The organism is Xanthobacter sp. YC-JY1 (assembly GCF_021730305.1).
In the GTDB taxonomy this organism is placed as follows: domain Bacteria; phylum Pseudomonadota; class Alphaproteobacteria; order Rhizobiales; family Xanthobacteraceae; genus Xanthobacter; species Xanthobacter flavus.
Genome location: NZ_CP032674.1, coordinates 3,765,376 through 3,784,753 on the forward strand (window position 1 = coordinate 3,765,376; position 19,378 = coordinate 3,784,753).

General features: G+C 65.9%; 24 protein-coding genes. 3 read left to right on the plus strand and 21 right to left on the minus strand.

What is annotated here, in order from left to right; translation table 11 throughout:
- Positions 1-288: 288 nt before the first annotated feature.
- Positions 289-1,866 (minus strand): LA2681 family HEPN domain-containing protein, encoded by a 1,578-nt coding sequence (locus D7006_RS17660; protein WP_237353975.1) that lies wholly within the window; start codon positions 1,864-1,866, stop codon positions 289-291.
- Between the two features lie 54 nt (positions 1,867-1,920).
- Between D7006_RS17660 and D7006_RS17665 the strand changes: the two genes are divergently transcribed.
- Complete coding sequence (locus D7006_RS17665) at positions 1,921-2,808, plus strand: hypothetical protein (protein WP_237353976.1); 888 nt, start codon at positions 1,921-1,923, stop codon at positions 2,806-2,808.
- A gap of 159 nt (positions 2,809-2,967) precedes the next feature.
- Here D7006_RS17665 and fghA read toward each other — a convergent pair whose 3' ends face one another.
- Genes fghA through D7006_RS17680 form a run of 3 tightly spaced genes read right to left on the minus strand, consistent with a single transcriptional unit; the run spans position 2,968 to position 5,263 of the window.
- Positions 2,968-3,807: an S-formylglutathione hydrolase gene (fghA, locus tag D7006_RS17670; RefSeq protein WP_237356944.1), complete on the minus strand. Its 840-nt coding sequence runs from the start codon at positions 3,805-3,807 to the stop codon at positions 2,968-2,970.
- A 14-nt stretch (positions 3,808-3,821) separates the two neighbouring features.
- Positions 3,822-4,949 (minus strand): S-(hydroxymethyl)glutathione dehydrogenase/class III alcohol dehydrogenase, encoded by a 1,128-nt coding sequence (locus tag D7006_RS17675; protein ID WP_237353977.1) that lies wholly within the window; start codon positions 4,947-4,949, stop codon positions 3,822-3,824.
- Between the two features lie 32 nt (positions 4,950-4,981).
- Entirely contained in the window at positions 4,982-5,263 is a 282-nt protein-coding gene (locus tag D7006_RS17680) for a metal-sensing transcriptional repressor (RefSeq protein ID WP_237353978.1), read from the minus strand.
- 171 nt (positions 5,264-5,434) lie between these two features.
- On the opposite strand from D7006_RS17680, the gene D7006_RS17685 reads away from it, so the two are divergent.
- A complete protein-coding gene (locus D7006_RS17685; RefSeq protein WP_237353979.1) occupies positions 5,435-5,701 on the plus strand; it encodes a hypothetical protein in 267 nt (88 codons plus the stop codon).
- A gap of 181 nt (positions 5,702-5,882) precedes the next feature.
- Here D7006_RS17685 and D7006_RS17690 read toward each other — a convergent pair whose 3' ends face one another.
- The 13 genes from D7006_RS17690 to D7006_RS17750 all read right to left on the minus strand — a co-directional run bounded on the left by D7006_RS17690 (position 5,883) and on the right by D7006_RS17750 (position 15,840).
- Positions 5,883-6,311 (minus strand): CopG family transcriptional regulator, encoded by a 429-nt coding sequence (locus tag D7006_RS17690; protein ID WP_237356945.1) that lies wholly within the window; start codon positions 6,309-6,311, stop codon positions 5,883-5,885.
- Between the two features lie 5 nt (positions 6,312-6,316).
- Entirely contained in the window at positions 6,317-8,296 is a 1,980-nt protein-coding gene (locus D7006_RS17695) for a conjugal transfer protein TraG (protein ID WP_237353980.1), read from the minus strand.
- Between the two features lie 24 nt (positions 8,297-8,320).
- Positions 8,321-10,060 (minus strand): VirD2 family relaxase/mobilization nuclease, encoded by a 1,740-nt coding sequence (locus D7006_RS17700; RefSeq protein WP_237353981.1) that lies wholly within the window; start codon positions 10,058-10,060, stop codon positions 8,321-8,323.
- Positions 10,061-10,303: 243 nt separating this feature from the next.
- Complete coding sequence (locus D7006_RS17705; protein ID WP_237356946.1) at positions 10,304-10,987, minus strand: lytic transglycosylase domain-containing protein; 684 nt, start codon at positions 10,985-10,987, stop codon at positions 10,304-10,306.
- A 136-nt stretch (positions 10,988-11,123) separates the two neighbouring features.
- Entirely contained in the window at positions 11,124-11,669 is a 546-nt protein-coding gene (traF, locus tag D7006_RS17710) for a conjugative transfer signal peptidase TraF (RefSeq protein WP_237353982.1), read from the minus strand.
- Complete coding sequence (locus tag D7006_RS17715; RefSeq protein ID WP_237353983.1) at positions 11,666-12,196, minus strand: DUF2840 domain-containing protein; 531 nt, start codon at positions 12,194-12,196, stop codon at positions 11,666-11,668. The genes traF and D7006_RS17715 overlap by 4 nt, the downstream gene beginning before the upstream one ends.
- Positions 12,193-12,447, minus strand: coding sequence for a hypothetical protein (locus D7006_RS17720; protein ID WP_237353984.1), 255 nt, complete (start codon positions 12,445-12,447; stop codon positions 12,193-12,195). The genes D7006_RS17715 and D7006_RS17720 overlap by 4 nt, the downstream gene beginning before the upstream one ends.
- Positions 12,444-13,097 carry a ParA family partition ATPase gene (parA, locus tag D7006_RS17725; protein WP_237353985.1) on the minus strand — a complete coding sequence of 218 codons (654 nt, stop codon included), beginning with the start codon at positions 13,095-13,097 and terminating at the stop codon, positions 12,444-12,446. Before parA ends, D7006_RS17720 begins: the two co-directional genes overlap by 4 nt.
- Positions 13,094-14,248 carry a replication initiator protein A gene (locus D7006_RS17730; protein ID WP_237353986.1) on the minus strand — a complete coding sequence of 385 codons (1,155 nt, stop codon included), beginning with the start codon at positions 14,246-14,248 and terminating at the stop codon, positions 13,094-13,096. Before D7006_RS17730 ends, parA begins: the two co-directional genes overlap by 4 nt.
- A gap of 16 nt (positions 14,249-14,264) precedes the next feature.
- Positions 14,265-14,546 (minus strand): AlpA family transcriptional regulator, encoded by a 282-nt coding sequence (locus D7006_RS17735; protein WP_237353987.1) that lies wholly within the window; start codon positions 14,544-14,546, stop codon positions 14,265-14,267.
- Between the two features lie 140 nt (positions 14,547-14,686).
- Positions 14,687-15,193: a DUF2285 domain-containing protein gene (locus D7006_RS17740; RefSeq protein WP_237356947.1), complete on the minus strand. Its 507-nt coding sequence runs from the start codon at positions 15,191-15,193 to the stop codon at positions 14,687-14,689.
- Entirely contained in the window at positions 15,111-15,470 is a 360-nt protein-coding gene (locus tag D7006_RS17745) for a transcriptional regulator domain-containing protein (protein ID WP_371745124.1), read from the minus strand. Before D7006_RS17745 ends, D7006_RS17740 begins: the two co-directional genes overlap by 83 nt.
- A 112-nt stretch (positions 15,471-15,582) precedes the next feature.
- Positions 15,583-15,840, minus strand: a complete 258-nt coding sequence (locus tag D7006_RS17750) for a DNA -binding domain-containing protein (protein ID WP_237353989.1) — start codon at positions 15,838-15,840, stop codon at positions 15,583-15,585.
- A gap of 205 nt (positions 15,841-16,045) precedes the next feature.
- Between D7006_RS17750 and D7006_RS17755 the strand changes: the two genes are divergently transcribed.
- Positions 16,046-16,264, plus strand: a complete 219-nt coding sequence (locus D7006_RS17755; RefSeq protein WP_237353990.1) for a helix-turn-helix domain-containing protein — start codon at positions 16,046-16,048, stop codon at positions 16,262-16,264.
- A 56-nt stretch (positions 16,265-16,320) separates the two neighbouring features.
- Here the strand turns inward: D7006_RS17755 and D7006_RS17760 are convergent, their stop codons facing one another.
- The 4 genes from D7006_RS17760 to D7006_RS17775 form a co-directional block, all read right to left on the minus strand.
- The gene (locus D7006_RS17760; protein ID WP_237353991.1) at positions 16,321-16,647 is read right to left on the minus strand and encodes a DUF736 domain-containing protein; all 327 of its coding nucleotides are present in this window, start codon (positions 16,645-16,647) and stop codon (positions 16,321-16,323) included.
- A gap of 641 nt (positions 16,648-17,288) precedes the next feature.
- On the minus strand, positions 17,289-17,729 hold the full coding sequence (locus D7006_RS17765; RefSeq protein ID WP_237353992.1) for a hypothetical protein: 441 nt from the start codon (positions 17,727-17,729) through the stop codon (positions 17,289-17,291).
- A gap of 137 nt (positions 17,730-17,866) precedes the next feature.
- Positions 17,867-18,034 (minus strand): hypothetical protein, encoded by a 168-nt coding sequence (locus D7006_RS17770; RefSeq protein ID WP_229644176.1) that lies wholly within the window; start codon positions 18,032-18,034, stop codon positions 17,867-17,869.
- Positions 18,035-18,420: 386 nt separating this feature from the next.
- Positions 18,421-19,344, minus strand: a complete 924-nt coding sequence (locus D7006_RS17775; RefSeq protein WP_237353993.1) for a DUF2493 domain-containing protein — start codon at positions 19,342-19,344, stop codon at positions 18,421-18,423.
- Positions 19,345-19,378: the final 34 nt, after the last annotated feature.

Consider the following 19,378-nt stretch of genomic DNA (forward strand, 5'->3'; position numbering starts at 1 on the left):
GTGTCGGTGGGAGTGTTCCATGTCGTCGAAATGATGCTGGCCGAAGCGGATCGCCGCGTGGATACGGCCGGTGGCGGCAGCGTCTGTGCGAGCTCATCGATCAGATCGTTGAGGTCGGCAGCGTAGCTGTCGTCTTCCGTCTCGTAGCACTGGCTCGTAGCGTCCCACCAGAGCTCCCAGTTGGCGCGGACGTGGCTGAGGGGCCGCAGGATGTCGTAGTCCAGGCGGTCACTCCAGGCGAAGAAGGAGCGGATCGCGGCGGAATCGACGAGTGGTTTGGCTATAGGCTCAGTCTCGCCGCTTCCAGGCGTCGTCCCAGGTGTCGAGCGACATGGGGAAGCTCGCCCCTGGCGGCCGCTCGGCTTCCCGCCGTCGCTCCTCAGCATGGATCGCTAGCGTGAGGTAGATGATCGCGGCCCGAGCGAGCTTGAGTTGGCGGCCGGTGCGGGCGGCGAGGTCTTCGAAGGAGAGGTCGAAGATGCCGGGCGCTGTCTCGGGGGACGGTGCGATCGAGACAGCTCGTAGAAACATATCGTGGACGCTGACGAATTTGTGCTCCAGGTGGTTGCGTAGCTCGTAGATCGCTTGGGCGTCGGGCTCGGTGACGTCCTTGAAGTCGTTCTCGAACACGTCTTTCGACAGCCAGAAGAGCCCGCGGAGCGGCCAGTTGGCGAGCCCGTCGAGGTTGGGGTGGAGGGCCTTGCCCCTACCCTTCACAAACCAGAGGTTCCGGAAGCTGACCTGCCGCTCCGGATGGCCGAGACCCAGGTAGGTGTTGAGGCAGAAGGCAACCTTGTCGAAGATCGAATATGCGCCGCGGAACGCCATCTTCAGACGCTCGACCGCGAAGCCGACGGCCGGATAGTCTAGGGTGTCGTAGACCTGCACGCCACGGTCGGCGAAGTGGACGCCGCTGGCGGTTAGACCTTCCCAGCAAGCAAAACGGGCAGCCGCGTACTCCTGCTTGATCAGGTTGAAGTAGGCAATGACCGGCGGCGGACCGGGGCCGCCGTCCAAGCCGACGACCGTGATGGAAGGCAGCATCATCACGTCGCGCGCCGCGATCTCGAATGTGCCGGCGTCATTCAGCGGGTTGATGAAGAGCCGGCGGGCGAGACACCAGCGGCGATATTCGCGTTCGCGGCGTCCTCGGCCTAGGGAATGGCCGTGAAGGTCCACTTCGACGGGGTTGGCGGTCAGGTACGCGTCGAGTGCCTGGGCGTGTTTCGCGAAGTAGTCCAGGGCGGGTTCGAGCCCATAGCTCTCGATGATGGCATTGGGGTCGATCGCACGGCGGAAAGCCTGGTGCGCGGCGGCAGCAAGGACATAGTTGTGGCCGGGGTCATGCAGGCCGGCGGCATAGTGGGAAAGGCCGATGCCGCGATTGCCGTTGGCCATGGCCATGTTCGGGACCAGGGCGAGCGCTCGGTCCCAGACCTCGATGGCTTCGACGAACCGGCCGATGTGGTTGAGGATGTTGCCCAGATTGATAAGCGCCTGGGCGCGCTGGATCAAACCGAGACCTTCGAAGCCCTCGCTCGCCACCGCGCGCCGGAGCGCCAGCAGCTCCTGGTCGATCTCGTTCGAGTGCCAGGTCCAAGTCTGGTGGGTCAGCGACTGATGCCGTCGAATGCTCCAGAGGTTGGCGGTGAAATAGTGCCAGCGTGCACGATGGGTCGGGTCGAGGTCACGCACCTCTAAACTCGTTAGCACGGCCTCCGCTCGGTCCAAGCCTACGGCGCTCGCGGCTTCGGCACTGAGGTCCACCAACAGGGCGGCCAAGGTCATCGCATCGTTGTCGGACAGGCCCGTCGGGTCGATGGTCATTAGCCTGGTGAGATCGGGGCTGTTCTCGAAGTCCGCCATGTTCGTTTTTTCGGGCCTGTCGTGACGCGCATCGCGTCTGCGATACCATGAGTCATGGATAGCGAATCAGATCTTTCCGACGTCGAGGCGCCGACGCCTTCTTTTGCCGAAGTCTGGCGGGGCCGCCGGGTCCATTGGCAGGACCGCAGCACCTGGTTCGGCGCGTTGGAAACGTGGCTCGAGAGAGAGTGGCGGCCGGGTGGCAAGGCCCGTCTCCAGAAGCGAAAGCTCGATCTCTGCTGGGACGACAGCGAATGGCTTGACGCTCTCGAGTGCCATGTGCAGCCGAGTGTGGAGACTTTGATCGAGGGGTTGGCGGATGAATTGGCGAAAGCGAAGCTACGGACCTTCTATGGCTGCCGCGTGCCGGATGCTGGCGTCTTCCATCGAGAGGGATTGCGGCGCAACGACCCGGCGGAGCTCGAAGCGCTGGCGCGCCGGTTGGTGGCAGAGCATGACGACCTGGCATGGATGCGCCAGAATATCGAGGCGATAATCGCCGGCTTCGACGACCGGGAGCGCGACACCGGACGGCTCTATGTCTCCGCCGATGAGCGGCCGCAGCTCGACCACAGCGGCCACTATCTCCTCTTTGGTAGCGAGTGGCTTCAGTGCCTGCTCGGCCCGGGCGCTCGTCGCGCGTTGAAGCGGTATGGGACGCCGACCGTAGTGGAAGTCGACCTACCCTTTGACTGGGCATCGGAGGAGACGCGTCGAGAATTCGCTCGGCATCTGCTGCAGGAGTGGACCCGGGTTTTCGTGACGGGGGAGACATTCTCGCCGGCCCTCGATTTCTCGGTGACCCTGCTACGGGACATTCCTGCCGAGATGGTGGTCGGACACTCGCATCCCAGGATGCTGAAGAACCCCTTCATGCAGTACCGCACGGAACGAACCGCCAATCCGACATGTCCGCACTGTGTGGGTAGCGCCAATGCATAGGGGAAGACCCTCCCCTGGCCGACTGAGCCAGGACCGCCTGCGCAGTGACCGAACAAAAAGCCGGTCATTTCCGAACTCTGACAACTCGCGAACTTAACGGCGCGGATGTCCGCTCCCTGCGCTGAAGCCAATGACCGCTTCTGGCGCGCGTCTTCACCGTCACGCCTCTTCCAGCCGCGCCGCGTGCCAATCGATGTGGCTGGCCATGAAGGTCGAGATGAAGAAATAGGAATGGTCGTAGCCCTCGCGCATATTGAGCGTGACGGGGATGCCCGCAGTCTGGCAGGCATCGACCAGCAGCTCCGGCCGAAGGCCCGTCTTCAGGAACGGATCCGCCGAGCCCTGATCGACAAGGAACTCCGGAAAGTGCTTGCCGTCCTCGATCAGCGCCACGGCGTCGTAGGAGCGCCACGCCAACTTGTCATTGCCGAGATATTTCTCCAACGCCGGCCGTGACCAGTCCGCGGTCGATGGCTGGACGATCGGAGCGAAGGCGGAACAGCTCCTGAAGCGGTCGGGATGCTTCAGCGCGAAGGTAAGCGCGCCATGCCCACCCATCGAGTGGCCGAAAATGCCCTGCCGGCTCATATCCGCAGGAAACTCGGCGGCGATGAGCGCGGTGAGTTCCTCGACGATGTAGGAATACATCCGGTAGTGCGGCGCGTAGGGTTCCTGCGTCGCGTCCAGATAGAAGCCGGCACCGGAGCCGAACTGCCAATTATCCGGCTCGTCCGCGACATGGGCGCCGCGCGGGCTGGTGTCGGGCGCCACGATGATGACGCCGCGCTCGGCCGCCGCCGCGCGATACTCGCCCTTCTCCATGACATTGGCATGGGTGCAGGTGAGCCCCGACAGATACCAAAGCACCGGCACCGGCTCACTTGCGGCCCGAGGAGGCACGAAGACGGCGAAGGTCATGGTCGAGCCGGTCACCTTCGAAGAGTGCCGATAGACGCCCTGCACACCGCCATGGGACTTCGCCGTCGAGACTGTTTCCATCGCCATCTTCTCCATCAGTAGATCACGACCGAGCGGATCGACTTGCCTTCATGCATCAGGTCGAAGGCGGTATTGATCTCGTCGAGCGGCATGGTGTGGGTGATCAGGTCGTCGATGTTGATCTTGCCCTCCATGTACCAGTCGACGATCTTCGGCACGTCGGTGCGCCCACGCGCGCCGCCAAAGGCCGAGCCGCGCCAGTTGCGGCCGGTGACGAGCTGGAATGGGCGGGTGGAGATCTCCGCACCCGCCGGCGCCACACCGATGACGATCGAGGTTCCCCAGCCGCGATGGCAGGCTTCCAGAGCCTGACGCATGACATTCACATTGCCGGTGCAGTCAAAGGTGAAGTCCGCGCCGCCATCCGTCAGGTCCTGAATGGCGGAGACCACCTTATCCGAACCGATCTCCAGCGGGTTGATAAAGTCGGTCATGCCGAACTTCTTCGCCATCTCGACCTTCGCCGGGTTGATGTCGACGCCGATAATCTTGTCGGCGCCGACCATGCGGGCGCCCTGGATCACGTTGAGCCCGATGCCGCCGAGGCCGAACACCACGATGTTCGCGCCGGGCCACACCTTGGCGGTGTAGACCACCGCGCCGATGCCGGTGGTGACGCCGCAGCCGATGTAGCAGATCTTGTCGAAGGGGGCGTCCTCGCGCACCTTGGCCAGTGCGATCTCCGGCAGCACGGTGAAGTTCGAGAAGGTCGAGCAGCCCATATAGTGGAAGATTTCCGAGCTTTTTCCACGAATTGCATCACAGGAGAAGCGCGAGGTCCGGTCCGGCATCAGGCCCTGGCCTTGCGTGGCGCGGATCGAGGTGCAGAGGTTCGAGCGCTGCGACAGGCAGGTTTTGCAGCTCCGGCATTCCGGCGTATAGAGCGGGATGACGTGATCCCCGACCTTGAGCGAGGTCACGCCGGCGCCGACCTCGCGCACGATGCCCGCGCCCTCATGACCGAGAATGGCGGGGAACTTTCCCTCGCTGTCGAGGCCATCAAGCGTGTAGGCGTCGGTGTGGCACACGCCGGTCGCCATGATCTCGACCAGCACCTCGCCGGGCTTCGGCCCGCCGATCTCGATGGTCTCGATGGTCAGCGGTTTCTTGGCCTCCCAGGCGACGGCGGCGCGCGATTTCATGAGTTTTTCCCTTTGTCTGGATCGGTGTACGGCTATTTCAGATAGGTGCGCAGGATCTGCATGATGTCGTTGAGGTCATCCGGCATCGGGGCAACCCCTGTCTTTGCGGCTAAGGGACCGATAGTGTCGCGCAGATGACTGTCGAGCACTTCGGCCATCAGCCCACCCGCCGCTCCGCGAAGCGCGGCGATCTGCTGGAGCAGCAGGCGGCATTCCACCCCCGCCTCGATCGCGCGTTCCAGCGCCTCGGCCTGGCCCTTGATGCGGCGCAGGCGCGTCAGGGCGCGCTTCTTGTCATCCGGCGAATGCGGCATAGAGGCACCGATGCGTGCGAACTGGAGGCTCCACGAGTCACGGAATTATACTGATGGGAGTATATGCGCAATCCCTGCTCGCCGCCGCTCATGGGGACTGCTGCGCGTGGCCTCCCCCGCAGAAAGTGGGCTGAAAGGATGGGGGATCAGCCGTCTGGCTGTCATCCCGGCATGACTCGCACCGATCTCATTGCGAACAATGCGGCTCGCTGGAGCATCAGCGCGATCATGCGCTGCTTCTCGCCGGTGCTGTACCAGCCGGCATGGCGAGGGGTTTTCGAGACGCTGTATGCCGCCGCAGACCGGCAGCGCGGCGGTGGCTATCCGGAACCTGACAGGCTGGCCATAACGCGCGCCTATCCCACAGAAGAAAAACCTCCGCAGCAAACACGCGACACTTCAGTGGCGGCTCGGCTGCAGAAGCGCCACCGGATCTGAAAATACTAAATTTCTCATAAACCATCAGAATTAACTTCTACTATATACAATAATATTTTGGATCAAATACAAAATAAGCTGACATAAATTCATAAATCACTATTGTTTCCGCATGGAAACGTACGAACGTCTGCTTTTCGGCCCGCACCGAACGTCCGCTCATGGCGCGAGAGCCCCTTTCTCAGGCTTTGGCAGCACCGCCGTCCTCGGCGATCTCCTGCGCCAGCCTCGGCCCCTTCGCGAGCCGCCGCCCCAGCGCCGCGACGAACGCCTCATACCGCTCACCAGCCTTGGCTCGCGCCGCCTGCCCGGCCGGCTCCGGCAAGGGCGGCGTGGTCACGAGCCAGAACCGCACGAACACGGCCAGCGTCTCGACCGAGATGCCGACGTCGCGCTCCATCCGCGTCATCCGTCTGTCCAGCTGATCCAGGCGCTTGGCGATCGCGGCCTCGCGCCGCTCGGCTGCGTCGGGAGACAGGAACGATGCGATGGCAGCTTCCGCGATCAGCGACTGGGGCTGGTCCCGGCGCGCGGCATAATCTGCGAGCAACGCCATGGTGTCCGGATCGAGATAGACCGAGATCTGCGCCTTCTTCTTACGTGGGACCATCGCTGTCATAACTCCAAGCCGTCGTTGGGATCGAGCGAGACCTGACGCGCGACGCCCTGCATGAGACGGGTCATGCGACTGGTCCGGGCCACGTCGTCGTCCGTCTCATCGACCGGATCGATCTCGAACTCGTTGCGGGGTTGCGCAGGCGCCTCCAGGGTCTCCACCCGCGCCAGCTCCGGTTGGCGCCGCTGCTCCGTTCCCGTGGTGTCCTCATCATCGGTCTCCTCGACCATCAGGCTCAGCTGCGACGGTGTCGGCAGTGGGAGCACGGTCCAGTCGTCGGGCTGGCGATCGCGAGGGGCCAAGAGCTCCGGGGGGTGCAGCACCCGTTCCCTGAACCGCTCATCCTCGTAATATCGGGCCTTCTTCGCCCGGATCGGCGGAGTCCCGGCGACCATGACGATCTCGTCGGCAGGTGGAAGCTGCATCACCTCGCCCGGCGTGAGGAGCGGGCGTGCCGTCTCCGACCGAGAGACCATGAGGTGGCCGAGCCAGGGCGATAGCCGGTGCCCGGCATAGTTCTTCATCGCCTTCATCTCGGTGGCGGTGCCGAGCGCATCCGAGACGCGCTTGGCGGTGCGCTCGTCATTGGTGGCGAAGCTCACCCGCACATGGCAGTTGTCGAGGATGGAGTTGTTCGGGCCATAGGCCTTCTCGATCTGGTTCAGAGACTGGGCGATGAGGAAGGCTTTGAGGCCATAGCCAGCCATGAAGGCGAGCGCAGACTCAAAGAAGTCTAGACGGCCGAGCGCCGGGAATTCGTCGAGCATGAGCAGCAGACGATGGCGCCCGACCTTCGCCTTCAGGTCCTCGGTCAGGCGCCGGCCGATCTGGTTGAGGAGGAGGCGGATCAGCGGCTTGGTGCGGTTGATGTCGGAGGGCGGCACCACGAGGTAGAGCGTCGAGGGGGCCTTGCCGCCGACGATATCGGCGATGCGCCAGTCGCAGCGCCGCGTGACCTCGGCGATCACCGGATCACGGTACAGGCCAAGGAATGACATGGCGGTGGAGAGCACGCCGGAGCGTTCATTGTCGGATTTGTTCAGCAGCTCGCGGGCGGCACTGGCGATGACGGGATGCGGGCCAGCCTCGCCCAGATGAGCGATCTTCATCATCGCGTCGAGCGTGGTCTCGATCGGCCGCTTCGGATCGGAGAGGAAGGCGGCGACACCGGCGAGCGTCTTGTCCTTCTCGGCATAGAGCACATGGAGGATGGCGCCCACGAGGAGGGCGTGGCTGGTCTTCTCCCAGTGGTTGCGCTTTTCCAGCGAGCCCTCGGGGTCCACCAGGATGTCGGCAATGTTCTGGACGTCGCGCACCTCCCACTCCCCGCGTCGGACCTCCAGCAGGGGATTGTAGGCGGCGGAGCGCACATTGGTGGGGTCGAACAGCAGCACGCGCCCGTGCCGGGCCCGGAAGCCGGCAGTGAGCTGCCAGTTCTCGCCCTTGATGTCATGGACGATGGCCGAGCCAGGCCAGGTGAGCAGCGAGGGCACGACGAGGCCGACGCCTTTACCGGAGCGGGTGGGCGCGAAGCACAGGACGTGCTCGGGTCCATCATGGCGCAGATAGTCCCCTCCGTGGCGCCCCAGCACCACGCCGTCGGGACCGAGCAGCCCAGCCGCGCGGATCTCCTCGGGCTCGGCCCAGCGGGCGGAGCCATAGGTCTCGACGCGCCTTGCTTCCCGCGCCCGCCAGACCGAGAGCCCGATGGCGGCGGCGATGGATAGGAACCCGCCCGAGGCGGCGATGATCGCCCCCTCGGTGAAGATGGCCGGCGCATAGGCGTCGTAGAAATACCACCACCAGAAGAAGGCCGGCGGGGGATAGACGGGCCAGCGCCCCAGCAGGAACCAGGGCGGGCCGAGCTGGTCCTGGAAACCAAGCCGCCACGCCATGAACTGCGTGGCGCCCCAGCTGGTGGCGAGCACGATGGCGAGGACGAGGAGGATCTGGCCCCAGAGAATCTTGGTCGCGGACATGCGGCGCTCCATTGATGTGTGAGGTCAGAGACCGAGGTCGCGCTTGCGGCCAAAGGACCAGTCGATGCCGCCATCGGCGCGGGCGACACCCGAGAGGTGCCGGCCGAGTTGCTTCTCCAGGGACGGTGACCAAGGCACGAGCTGGAAGCCCAATCCATCGTCGATCATGGCAAAGCGGCCAGAGGCGAGCGCGAAGCGCTGGCGGTAGGTGCCGGAGACATAGTCTCCCGTTCCTGACCGATTGAACGGCTGCCCAGTCTCGGCGGCGAGCTTCTCGCCCAATGCCTCCACCTCTCGCCGGCGCAATGTCTCGATCAGGTCACGGGCGAAGGTGACGCGCTGGCCCTGCCGCTCAGCCAGCCCCTCCCGGACCAGATGGTCGGCCCGGCGATCCATAGCCTCACGCACCTCGGCGCCGAAGCCGCCTTCGGAGAGCGATGTCGGCGCGCGGCTGAGCGCCTGCCGGTCGAGCCAGGTGGCGCCCGAAGCTGTGACCTGTTGTTCGATGGCGAGATCGGAGCGGACGGCCAGGGCGACCCGCTGCTGGCCGCGCCCGTCCTCGAACCGCCGGAGCTCCACGATGGCGCCGGACGCGCCGTCACTGGCCGCATCGAGGTCGGGCAGCCGGATGTGATGGGTGCGGCCGTCGACGCCGTCCACCACGGCATAGGCCGTGCCCTTCAGTTCGTCATCGAGACCGCGGTCAATGAGGCGGCCGATGATGGGCGCGGCCAGGCTCTCTCCCGCGAGCACGTAGCTCGCCGTGCCGCGCTCAATACCCTGTGCCGTGAGGGCCCGGTGCATCCGCTTGATGATGTCGCCGCGGTCGCCGAGGACCCGCAGGGTCGCCTCAGCCTTCTCGTCGATGACCCACTGGCCGGGGCCGATCTCGTCCGCGAGGCCGAGGGTCTCGAGCTTGCGCAGCCGGCCCACCTTCAACGGAAGGAAGGCATCCGGCCCGCCATCGGCGTTATGCGCCACGTCAATGACACCGGCCTCGCGCTGATCGCGAACCAACTGGCGATCGAGCTGGGTCCAGCCCTCCGCCTCCACCTGCCGCTCGACGGCATGGCGGATGTCGAGGTCGGCGCGCGGGCCTAGCTCCTGGGTCACCAGATCCTGCGCGCGAGCGCGCATACCCTCCTTGATGTAGTCGCGAGAGATGACGAGGTCCTCGCCATCGTCGGTCCGGCCCCGCACCAGGATATGGAGGTGCGGATTGTCAGTATTCCAATGGTCGACGCCGACCCAATCCAGCCTCGTGCCGAGGTCCTTCTCCATCTGGCTCGTGAGGTCGCGAGCGAAGGACCTGAGGTCGGCCATGTCCGCCGCGTCCTCGGGCGACACGATGAAGCGGAAATGGTGCCGGTCGTCGGCGCAGCGCTCCGCGAAGGCGCGGCCGTCCCCCTCCTCAGCGCCCGGCCCGAACAGGCGAGCCTTCTCTCCGTCCCGGGTTACACCCTCTCGCCGAAGATAGCTGAGGTGCACGGACAGCGGTGCAGCACGTGCCGTGTGCCGGACCACACGGGTCTTGATCACGACGACACGCGAGCGCCTGGTGAGGAACCGATTGGCCGCGATGCTCGCCGTCCGGCCGCGGCCGAAGTGCGAGCGCGTGCTGGACGAGATGCGGCCGGATCGGGAGACGTGCCCGCCGGCCTTCTGGGCCGCCGCGAGGGCCTGGGCGATGAAGGGGCGGACCCGCTGCGCGCGGGTGAAGCGGATGCGGCCCGGTCGGACGCGGAAGTCACGCTCATCGGCCATGACGCGCGCCCGCAATGTGGGAGAAAGTCAACGAGACCAGAGACTTGAGCGCTCGATGCACATTTCCGATCAGCGGTGCAATGTGCGTTCGGCTCAAAATTACCAAGCAAAAACAACCGCCCGACCGAAGCGCACCCTGCGCCCTTTTATCTCGCCATCGAACGGTTGGGGTGCCCGTCTTCCCGCCCTGCCTTCGCCCTGACGCGACGCAGCCCGAGAACGCACGAATGGAGGCTGAGGCGATCATGGCGCACCTCCCCTACCCGGTCGGGCGACGAACAAGCCGGCCGATGGCGGGACGATGGCTGAGACATCGCTCACACCTAGTGCGGGCGGCACGCTGTCCGTCTGCGGTCGATCCGTCGCCAGCGTGCGGGCTGGTGGCAGAATGAAGATCGGAGCGCGAGCCCACGGTGGCTGCCCCGGCTGCGGCGCGGCGGACACTCCGGATGCATCCGCACCGGTGTCGTCGCGCGCGACGACGTGCGCGAGCGCTTCGACATAGGTGCGCGTTTCCTGAGGCAGGGGCCGTCCCTTCCGGGACGCTTCGTAGCGGCTTGGCCCCGCGTTGTAGGCGGCGAGGAAGCCGGGATTACCGTAGCGATCGAACAGCTCTCGCAGATAGGCGGCCCCGGCCATGATGTTGTCATGGGGATCGTAGGGATCGTCGCCGAGGCCATAGTGGACGCGCAGCTCGGCCCAGGTCTGCGGCATGATCTGCATCAGCCCCATGGCGCCTTTGGGCGAGGTCGAGCGCGCGTCCCCGCCGCTCTCCGCTCGCAGTACAGAGCGGATCCAGGGGGCGGGTATGTCGAAGCGCTCAGCAGCCTCCGCGATGAGATCGGCGTAGCGATCGATGGGAGACGAGGATTTCTGTGTTGACGGTGCGTCCGTTGCGAGTGCAGCCATCGGCGAGCTCAAGGGCATCCCGGAAAGGAGAAGGATGACGGCGACACGGCGGCTTCCGCGCAACTTGAGAAACCGGCAGGCGACAGGCGAAATCAGTCTGGTCCGCGGCATGGCGGCCTCGCGAAGCTGATGATGGTTGGGATGGTGGTGACGCTCAGCGCGTCGGCGCGCGCCAGACGAAGTGGCTGTCGCCGGCCTCATCGGTGAAGATCGGCATGGCGCGGCCGATCACGGTGCTTGCCGGCAGCGGCCCGAAGTACCGTCCGTCGAGGCTGTCCGGCACATCGAAGTTCATGAGGAAGAGCTCGCCTTGGGCGATGCGGCGACACCCACGCCAGACCGGCAGCGGTCGCCCCATGCGGTCGCGCTCCAGCGCTTCGCCGTAGGCCACGCCATCGACGGTGATGATGCGGTCCATTCGGCAGACCTCCTGTCCGGGAAGCGCTGCCACCCGTTTCATCAGCGGCACGCCGGCGCCCACATAGCCGCGCTCCACCAGGAAGCGGGCGAGCGCTGCCGGCGGCTTGATGGCGAGGAGGTCGGTGACCTCCAGCCGGCGCGCCGACTCGATGGCATAGAGCCCGATGGGCGCGCTGGCGGAAACGTTCCACACCAGCTTGAGCGGCGTCGGAACGAACGACGCGGCCGCCACCCCCATCACCGAGAAGTACGTGACCATCACGGTGCCGAAGCGGGTCATGCCTCGCACTCCCTCCGCTTGAGCCACCCTTGATGGCGATCCAGCGTGTAAGGGCGCGGTGCGTGACTGGCTGCCAGACGGTGGTGGACATGACGCCAATGGTCCGGCGCCACATCCGCGCCGTGGATGCCGAGGGCATCGACGGCATCCACGTGCTGGAGCACTTTCTCCACCTTCGGCCAGCCATCGACGCGCAGCAGGATCTCGCCACCCGGTCGCACGAAAGGCAGCGTCTGGTAGGACTCGCCCGGTGCGACGGCGCGCACGACGTCGAGGCGCGACACCACGGTGCCGAAGTCGTTCGCCGCCCATCGAACGAAGGCGAAGATGCTGTCTGGTGCAAACGAGACGATACGGCGGCTGCGGTCGAGGGTTTGCGCATGGACCGGCCGGCCGAAGCGGATCCAGTTCTCGATCCGCTTCTCGATCCAGGTCAGTTCCACATGGGTCAGCTGGTCGGCGGTCGGTGTGGCGGGTGATGCGGCGATGGGTTTGGGAACGGAGGACGGCACCGGCGGGCTCATCATGAGGCGTCTCCTGATGTCGGTGGAAATTCTCGGGCGAGGAGATCGCGGAGCATGTCCGCGACGGTCTGGCCGCGACTGAAGGCGGCGATCTTGATGCGCCCGCGCAGGTCGGGCGTGACGTCGATGGTGAGCCGCGCGGTGAAGGCCTCGGATGGGGCATCACCTGCCGGCTTGGCCTCCGCAGCCTTGATCCACTGCTCAGGATTGGCGGGCCGCGCGGCGAAGCCCTTGCGGGTCGGCGGCGCGCTCATAGGGCGGTTTCCGGAACACCGAGACCGACGATCTCAGCAGCCAGGGCAGCAATCTCCCGCGCCGCCGGCCCCTCCGCATCGAGCTCGCTGACGAGGCGGCCGGACTGTGCCGACATGGCGAAGGCGACGCGCTGGCCAATGGTGGTCGCGAGCACGGGCGGATCGTGATCCGCCAGCGTCTCCGCGGTCTCACGGGCGAGCACGGTACGAGTGCCGCAGCGGTTCAGCACGAAGCGGGCGGCCAGTTCCGGCCGGTAGATGCGCGCCTCATTCAGGAGCGCGAGCATCTCCGCGGAGGCCCAACCATCGAGGGGCGAGGGCTGCACCGGGATCAGCACGAGGTCGGCGGCGAGGAGCACGGAGCGCATCAAGCCGGCGACACGGGGCGGCCCGTCGATGACGATTATATCGGCATCCCGCGCCAGTTCGGGGGCTTCGCGATGCAGCGTGTCGCGGGCAAGTCCCACGACGCCGAAGAGACGCGGCAGGCCCTCGCGGCTGCGTTGCTGTGACCAGTCGAGGGCGGAGGCCTGGGGGTCCGCATCGATCAGGGTGACGCGCTCGCCGCGGCTCGCCCACGCGCCGGCAAGGTGCAGGGCAAGCGTCGTCTTGCCGACTCCGCCCTTTTGGTTCAGCAGCGCCACGATCATCGCCGGCCTCCCGACGGGCTCGCGGGAGGCAAATCGGCTGCGGGAAGAGCTTCTGGCGCCTGAAATCCGTCTTTACGGAAAGACGGAAGGGCTTCATCCTTAGAGGTGAGCAGATGGGCAGGCTTTTGGGCCGGCTGAGCGCAGTTATCCACATTGGCCGCGCGCCTTTTAAAGTTAGAGTCTATGTTAGACTCTAAGTTAGGGGCGCGATTTTGCGTTTTCGGGCTTGGGGTTAACCTCTGTTTGAGTTCCCGAAAGCACGAGGGGCCAGTTCCCGATGGCACGTGGCACCGGGTTCCCGATGGCACGAAGGGATTCACAGGTTGTCCACAGGCCGGCTCGAAGGCGAGCAGCGCGCGCGCACCCGCGTCACACTCCAGGAAGAGGGTGTAGCCGGGCAGCGGCTGGCGGCGGATGATGTCCCGCAGCTCGAAGGCGAAGCGCTTGAAGGGCGAGAGGCTGCCCGATTTCAGGTGCAGGTGGCGGAAGTCGAAGCGCCAGCCGTCGGGCTGGTGACCGCCATGCTTGCGCACAAGCCGATAGAGCCAGCGGTCGAGCCCGCCCGTCAGCTCGAAATAAGCCCGGTCGATGGTGAGGACGAGGGCGTCCTCCACGATGGCGCAATAGAACCAGTCGGGGACGATAAGCTCGATTCCCGCGGGCCGTCCGTCCCGGTCGGTGCGCTCCTTCCATTCGTTGATCCAGGAGAAGCGATGGCGCCGTCCCTCGGCCGGTTGGCGGATCGAGGTGGACACGGTGGTGGACTGCAGCCGGTCGAGCGCCGCCTTCAGGCGCTGGTAGTCCCGGAGCGAGGTGCCGCGGCCCACGAACCTGAGGATCTCATAGGGGGTCGCGGCCATGAACCGCGAGGTGCGCAGCCCGGCATCGCGGGCCTCCACGATCTGGCTCGCCGCCCAAATCAGGATGTCCGCATCCCAGATGGTCGCCATGCCATGGTCAGGCACGGCCTCGACCCGGATGGAGACATCGCCCGCCGCAAAATCGATTGGGGTGATGCGATGGGTCTTGGAGAGGGAGAAGAAGGGATAGGCCATGAGATCCTGCGCATCTCGTGGCGCGAACGCACCGGGAAGCGCGCGGAACAGATCGAGCTGTCCGCGCTCCGGCTGGGAGTGATGCCGCGCCGCCATTGGAGAAGGGTTCCGATCAGCGTGCGAAGCGACGGGGCTCGACAACGCCGGGCAGGCCCTGTCGCTTGGCCGGCAGGACGCAGCCGCGCGGATCGGAGGTGGAGGTGACGGCGCCACGGGCGACCCAGGCCTGCAGGTCCTCGATGGCATAGACGACGCGTCCGCCGAGCTTGCGATAGGCGGGACCGGTTCCGTAGGTGCGGTGCTTCTCTAGCGTCCGGGGCGAGAGGCTGAGGAAGACGGCGGCTTCCTTGGTGCGCAAGTAGCGTGGCGGCAGCGGGACAGCGTCGGGTCGCATGGATCGGGCCTCCGTGGGCGATCTCGGGCCGCTGGTCATCAGCGGCGGATGGCGATCACGGTGGCGAAGGGCAGCCGTCGAGGGGGATGGGGAAGTTGAGGGGGGCGAAAATCCCCACCCTCAGGATGCCGGCGATGCAGCTATGGTCTTCTGCGATGACGCAGGAGCTTGAGATATCCGCCGCCGATCATGGCGAGGCCGCCTTTGACGAGGCCGATGACCTGGTCGCGCAGCGCCGAGGTTTTCCAGGGCTCGGACGCGACGCGCTTGTGGCCGTAAAGGACCATGGCGATGTCGCGGTAGCTGGCGCCGTTCGCCCGACCATCGGCCGCCAGCATCATGGTGCGCAGCCGGCCACGCTGCTGCGCGGTGATGCGGGTGTCGGGGATCACCGGCCGACCCTCGACGGCGCGCCAGAAGCGGGTCAAGGCCTCCAGCCGCCCAATGGTGTCCACGTCCAGCGGGATCAATGCCGCCAGCGGCGCCTCGGAGCGTGTGCCGGTCAGCAGCAGCACCTGCGCGGCATGAGGTGCCGGACCATGGACCCAGTATCGGCCCTCGGTGCTATCGCGCGGCGCAACCATGCCGCCGAACGACACGCTGGGCGCGCCCGGAAGAAACGCGGGCTGTTGGGCGAGAAGCACGATGGCCGGATCGACAACCGGCGACCACGGGACGTTCTGTTCCACGGCGGAGAGAGATGGCCGCGCGGCGAAATCGCAGCCCCCAGCGTTGCTCCACCTCCCGGGGGAGCGGGTCGGCGTCCGAGCCGGCCGTCACGAGGGCCAGGTAGTGGTCCTGGTAGGTCTCGTCCCGGCGCAGGCACTCCCAGGCGAGGCCTTCGACGGAGAGGTCATCGAAATAATCGTAGCTGGCATCCTCTCGCCAGCGCGATGTATCGGGCTTCATCACTCGCCTCCGCATCAAGGGTGCGTGTCGAGCGAGGACAATCTGGGATTGAGAATACTGGGGGAAGTCTGCCGGGGAGCATCGCGTGATGCGGCTGCGGCATCACCCCTGCAAACAGGCCGCAACGTCAGACAGTGCGGCTGAGGAGGTCCTTGTAGCCGCTGGAAGCCACCCATCTGGCCCGGGCCAGATGGCTGTCATGGACATGACGGGCGCGTTCGGGCTCCCGGGCCGCGTCGATGCCGAACAGCACCGAGACGATCTCCTCCCAGCCGGCGCCATCCGCCGTGGCGTCCAAAAGGCGCGCATAAAGCTTGATGTGCGCCCGGTCGTAGTCGGTGAGATCGGGAGCGATTGGGACGGTGTCTGCAAACGCGTCGGTCATGTCACCCCACGTTTCCATGCCTGGCGCAACCTTCGTCTCTTCTAGACGACGGCGGATGGTGAAGCGAGCCCGTGAGCTGGGGCATTCCCGGGACCGCTCGATGATCGATTGGCATCGGGAGTGCCGCCGTCTAACCCGCTAAGGCCGCTTGATTACATATTATAGTTGATAATCTCCAAGTGTGTAAATTGCGATCCGTCTGCGCATGGACATGCGTAAGCTGGTCGGTCGGAACTTCGCGCGCCTGCGTCAGGAGAAAGGCCTGACGCAGGAGGATGTCGAGGCGCGCTCCGGTTTCAGCCAGCAGTACATCAGCGGCCTCGAGCGTGGCCGGCGCAACCCCACTGTCATCACCCTCTACGAGCTGGCTCAGGCGCTGGGGGTCAGCCACGTCGAGCTGGTGCAGCCCGACGGCAACGACTGACCGGAGAGCCTGGGGTGGGAAAGCCCCGGCCGGAGCCGGCCGGGGCCTTGGGCGGCTCACTCGCCGCGTCGCCCGCTGGGGCGGGACCAGATCAGCGAGAAGGTGTCGGCGTCCTCGTCGTCGAAGAGGTTGGCATAGATGGGGGCGTTAAAGCTCGGGTCGTCGAGCTTGAGGCCCAGATAGTCGCGGCCTTCGCTGGAGCGCTTGGACCAAGCGGCGCCGATCTCGATCCGGCCCACCAGGACCCGGTGGCTGGGGGCGTTCTCGCCGTTGGCGCGCAGATCGGGGACGATGCGCACGCCCTTGGCCTGGACGCTGAGGGTGACGATCTCGCCGGTGAACTCGTTCGCGCCGGTCTTCTTGAAGGTGCCGATGGTGGCCATTGTAAGTCTCCGTCTTCCGTTTCCGAGCCCGCACCACGCGGCCTCGATGGCGATCGGAAGGCCGGAGGCGACCGACGCCGCATCGCCTCGGGGTCCCCCTCCGGGGTGAGGATTGCGACCGCAGCGCAGCGGAGGACGGCGCGAGAGGGACTTTCTTGACTCGCGAGGAATGACGGCGCCTCGGGGTCCCCACGCGACCTGTCGCGTGGGGTGGGGTCCGGCAGGGGAAGAAAGTCATGATGCGCCGTTGCGGTTCAGGCGGTCGAGGCGCAGCCGCCCTTCGGCCAGATCCGCCCATTGGAGAGGCCGTTTGGAGCGGTCGACCGACGGATACCGGACGGGGATGATGGCGACCCGCCGCAACCTCGTAGAAGACCGGCCCGATCCTCTTCGGCTTTACGTCTCCCGTTCCGGGCCGGCTCCGTGTGCTTCCGCCGCGCCGGGTCCAACCGGCCAAGATCGCTCCCACCATGCGCTGGTCCGCAACTGACCGCGAGGCGTCGTCTCGTCTCAAGAAATCGCGATCGACCGCCGCTTGGGCCTTTGCCGCAAGCGGGCCGGCGCCACCGATCTCCATCCTCGGACAGCGCGAGCGGAAAAGCTCTTTCGGCTCCGGCCCTGCCGAATGACATGGAGCGTGCTCAGACCTGCGCAAGGTCCCGGCTGGACGGGCCGGCGGCCGCCATGCCCGCGACCCGCGACAGCGTCGTGATGCCGATGGCAAGAGCACCGATGATCGAGAAAACGATCTGCCACGTCTCGGACGGCATGGCGAGCTTCGCGATACCATACGTGGCGTGATAGCCGACGAAGGCGGCCGGGGCGACGAAGGCGAGCGCAATGGGGAGGCGCACCCACATCGGACGCACGATCACGAGGAGAACCTGGCCGATGCCGAGCATGATCCCGCCGGTGATCAGGCCAACGATGATCGCACCAAGCCAGCCCCCGCCGGTATGGTATGCCCAAGTGCCGGTGCTGACGGCGGCGAAGAATGGCAGCGCGAAGACGGCGAGCGTAAACAGCAGCCAGCACAATAACGCGATGGCGGCGAGAACAAGCAGGATGCCGAGAAAAATCATGGTGGTGTCTCCGTGAGGAAAGCTCTGACGGTCGCGCCTTCCACCACCACCACGGCGCGATCACCAGCATAGCAAGAGAAGATGCGTGCAGGAATCCCAGTAAGGGGGACACCCGGCACGTCATGCGCACACCTCCGCTATCTGGCGAAGGGATCGATTTCACGGACGATCTGCGACGCGTCACCGTCGAACTCGTCGGCTGGCACCACCGACAGGCTGCCGTCACCGGCGCGGAAGATCACGATGACGACCATCAGGGTCTTGGCGAGGCTGAGGGCGAAGGCCTGTGCATCGGTGGAGGACATGGGGGCCGGCTCCTGCTCGAAGCGGAGGACCATCCCCCGCTGACCGGCGCCCGACGGGTCCGGCCGAGGGCCGCAATCACCGCGCAGGCGAAGCGGAGCGGCGGCACGCTATGCGTAGCCGACCCCTTGTGGGTTGATGGCGTCAGGCCCTCGGCCGGTACCTAAGGATCAGCGCAAAAAAGCGGGGGTGGATCGTCGCTCGTAGATCGGCAGGTGCGGCCGTCTCCCTGCATAAGCAGGCTCTGGAGGCTTTGTTCAGGTCCACGTCTGATGAGTACAGGTCCTGCTCGTCAGTCCGGTGAAAATCAATAACGGAGCCAGCACTTTCATGAGAAACGTTCAGGGCTCGTGAAATTCGATTCCGATGGTCGAGGAAGGGGCAGCGCTTACGCGCCGCCCGACCCGAACCGATAGACCGGGATGCCGAGCTTGCGAGCCTTGTCGGCGAGATTGTCCTGGATGCCGGTGCCGGGGAAGACGATGACCCCGATGGGCATGACCGCGAGCATCTGGTCGTTGCGCTTGAAGGGCGCGGCCTTGGCGTGCTTCGTCCAGTCCGGCTTGAACGCGACCTGGGGCACCTTGCGCGCATCGGCCCAGCAGGCGGCGATCCGCTCGGCGCCCTTGGGCGAACCGCCGTGCAGCAGCACCATGTCGGGGTGCTTGGCGTGCACCTGGTCGAGCTTCGCCCAGATGAGCTTGTGATCGGCCGTGTCACCACCGGAGAAGGCGATCTTGGGTCCTGAGGGCATCAGCACCTCGGTCTTCGAGCGCCTGCGGGCGGCGAGGAAGTCGCGGCTGTCGATGAGGGCGGCGGTGAGGTGCCGATGGTTCACCATGGATCCGGTGCGGGGGCGCCAGGCTGAGCCGGTGTGGCGCTCGAAGGCGTCGGCGGCTTCGTCGCGCATCAGCTCGAAGGCATCGCGGCGCTCGATGAGACTCTGCCCCTCGGCGATGAGGCGTTCTAGTTCCACCGAGCGCACCTCGCTGCCATCCTGCTCCTGCTGGCTGCGGCGTTGGCCCTGCTCGTTATCGTCAAGGGTGCCCGAGATGCGGCCGGCGGCACGGTGGAAGAGATGGACGGTGGACCACAGGAGGTCGGGAAGGTCGGGCTCCAGGCGGGTGTCCTGCAGGGTCGCGATGAGAGCATCGAATATGTCGGCGATGGCGCCGGTGATGTGGTTGGCCTCGGGAAGGGGCCGGGGATCGGACTCGTCGTTGAGCGGGCGGTAGCCGTAGAGCTGAAGCTCCTGCAGCAGGTGATCGGTGGGAGAAGAGGTGTGCCGGGGTTCGTCGTGCTCGGCGCCCATGGGATGCTCCGTCGGTTGGACCGCAGCCCTGCGG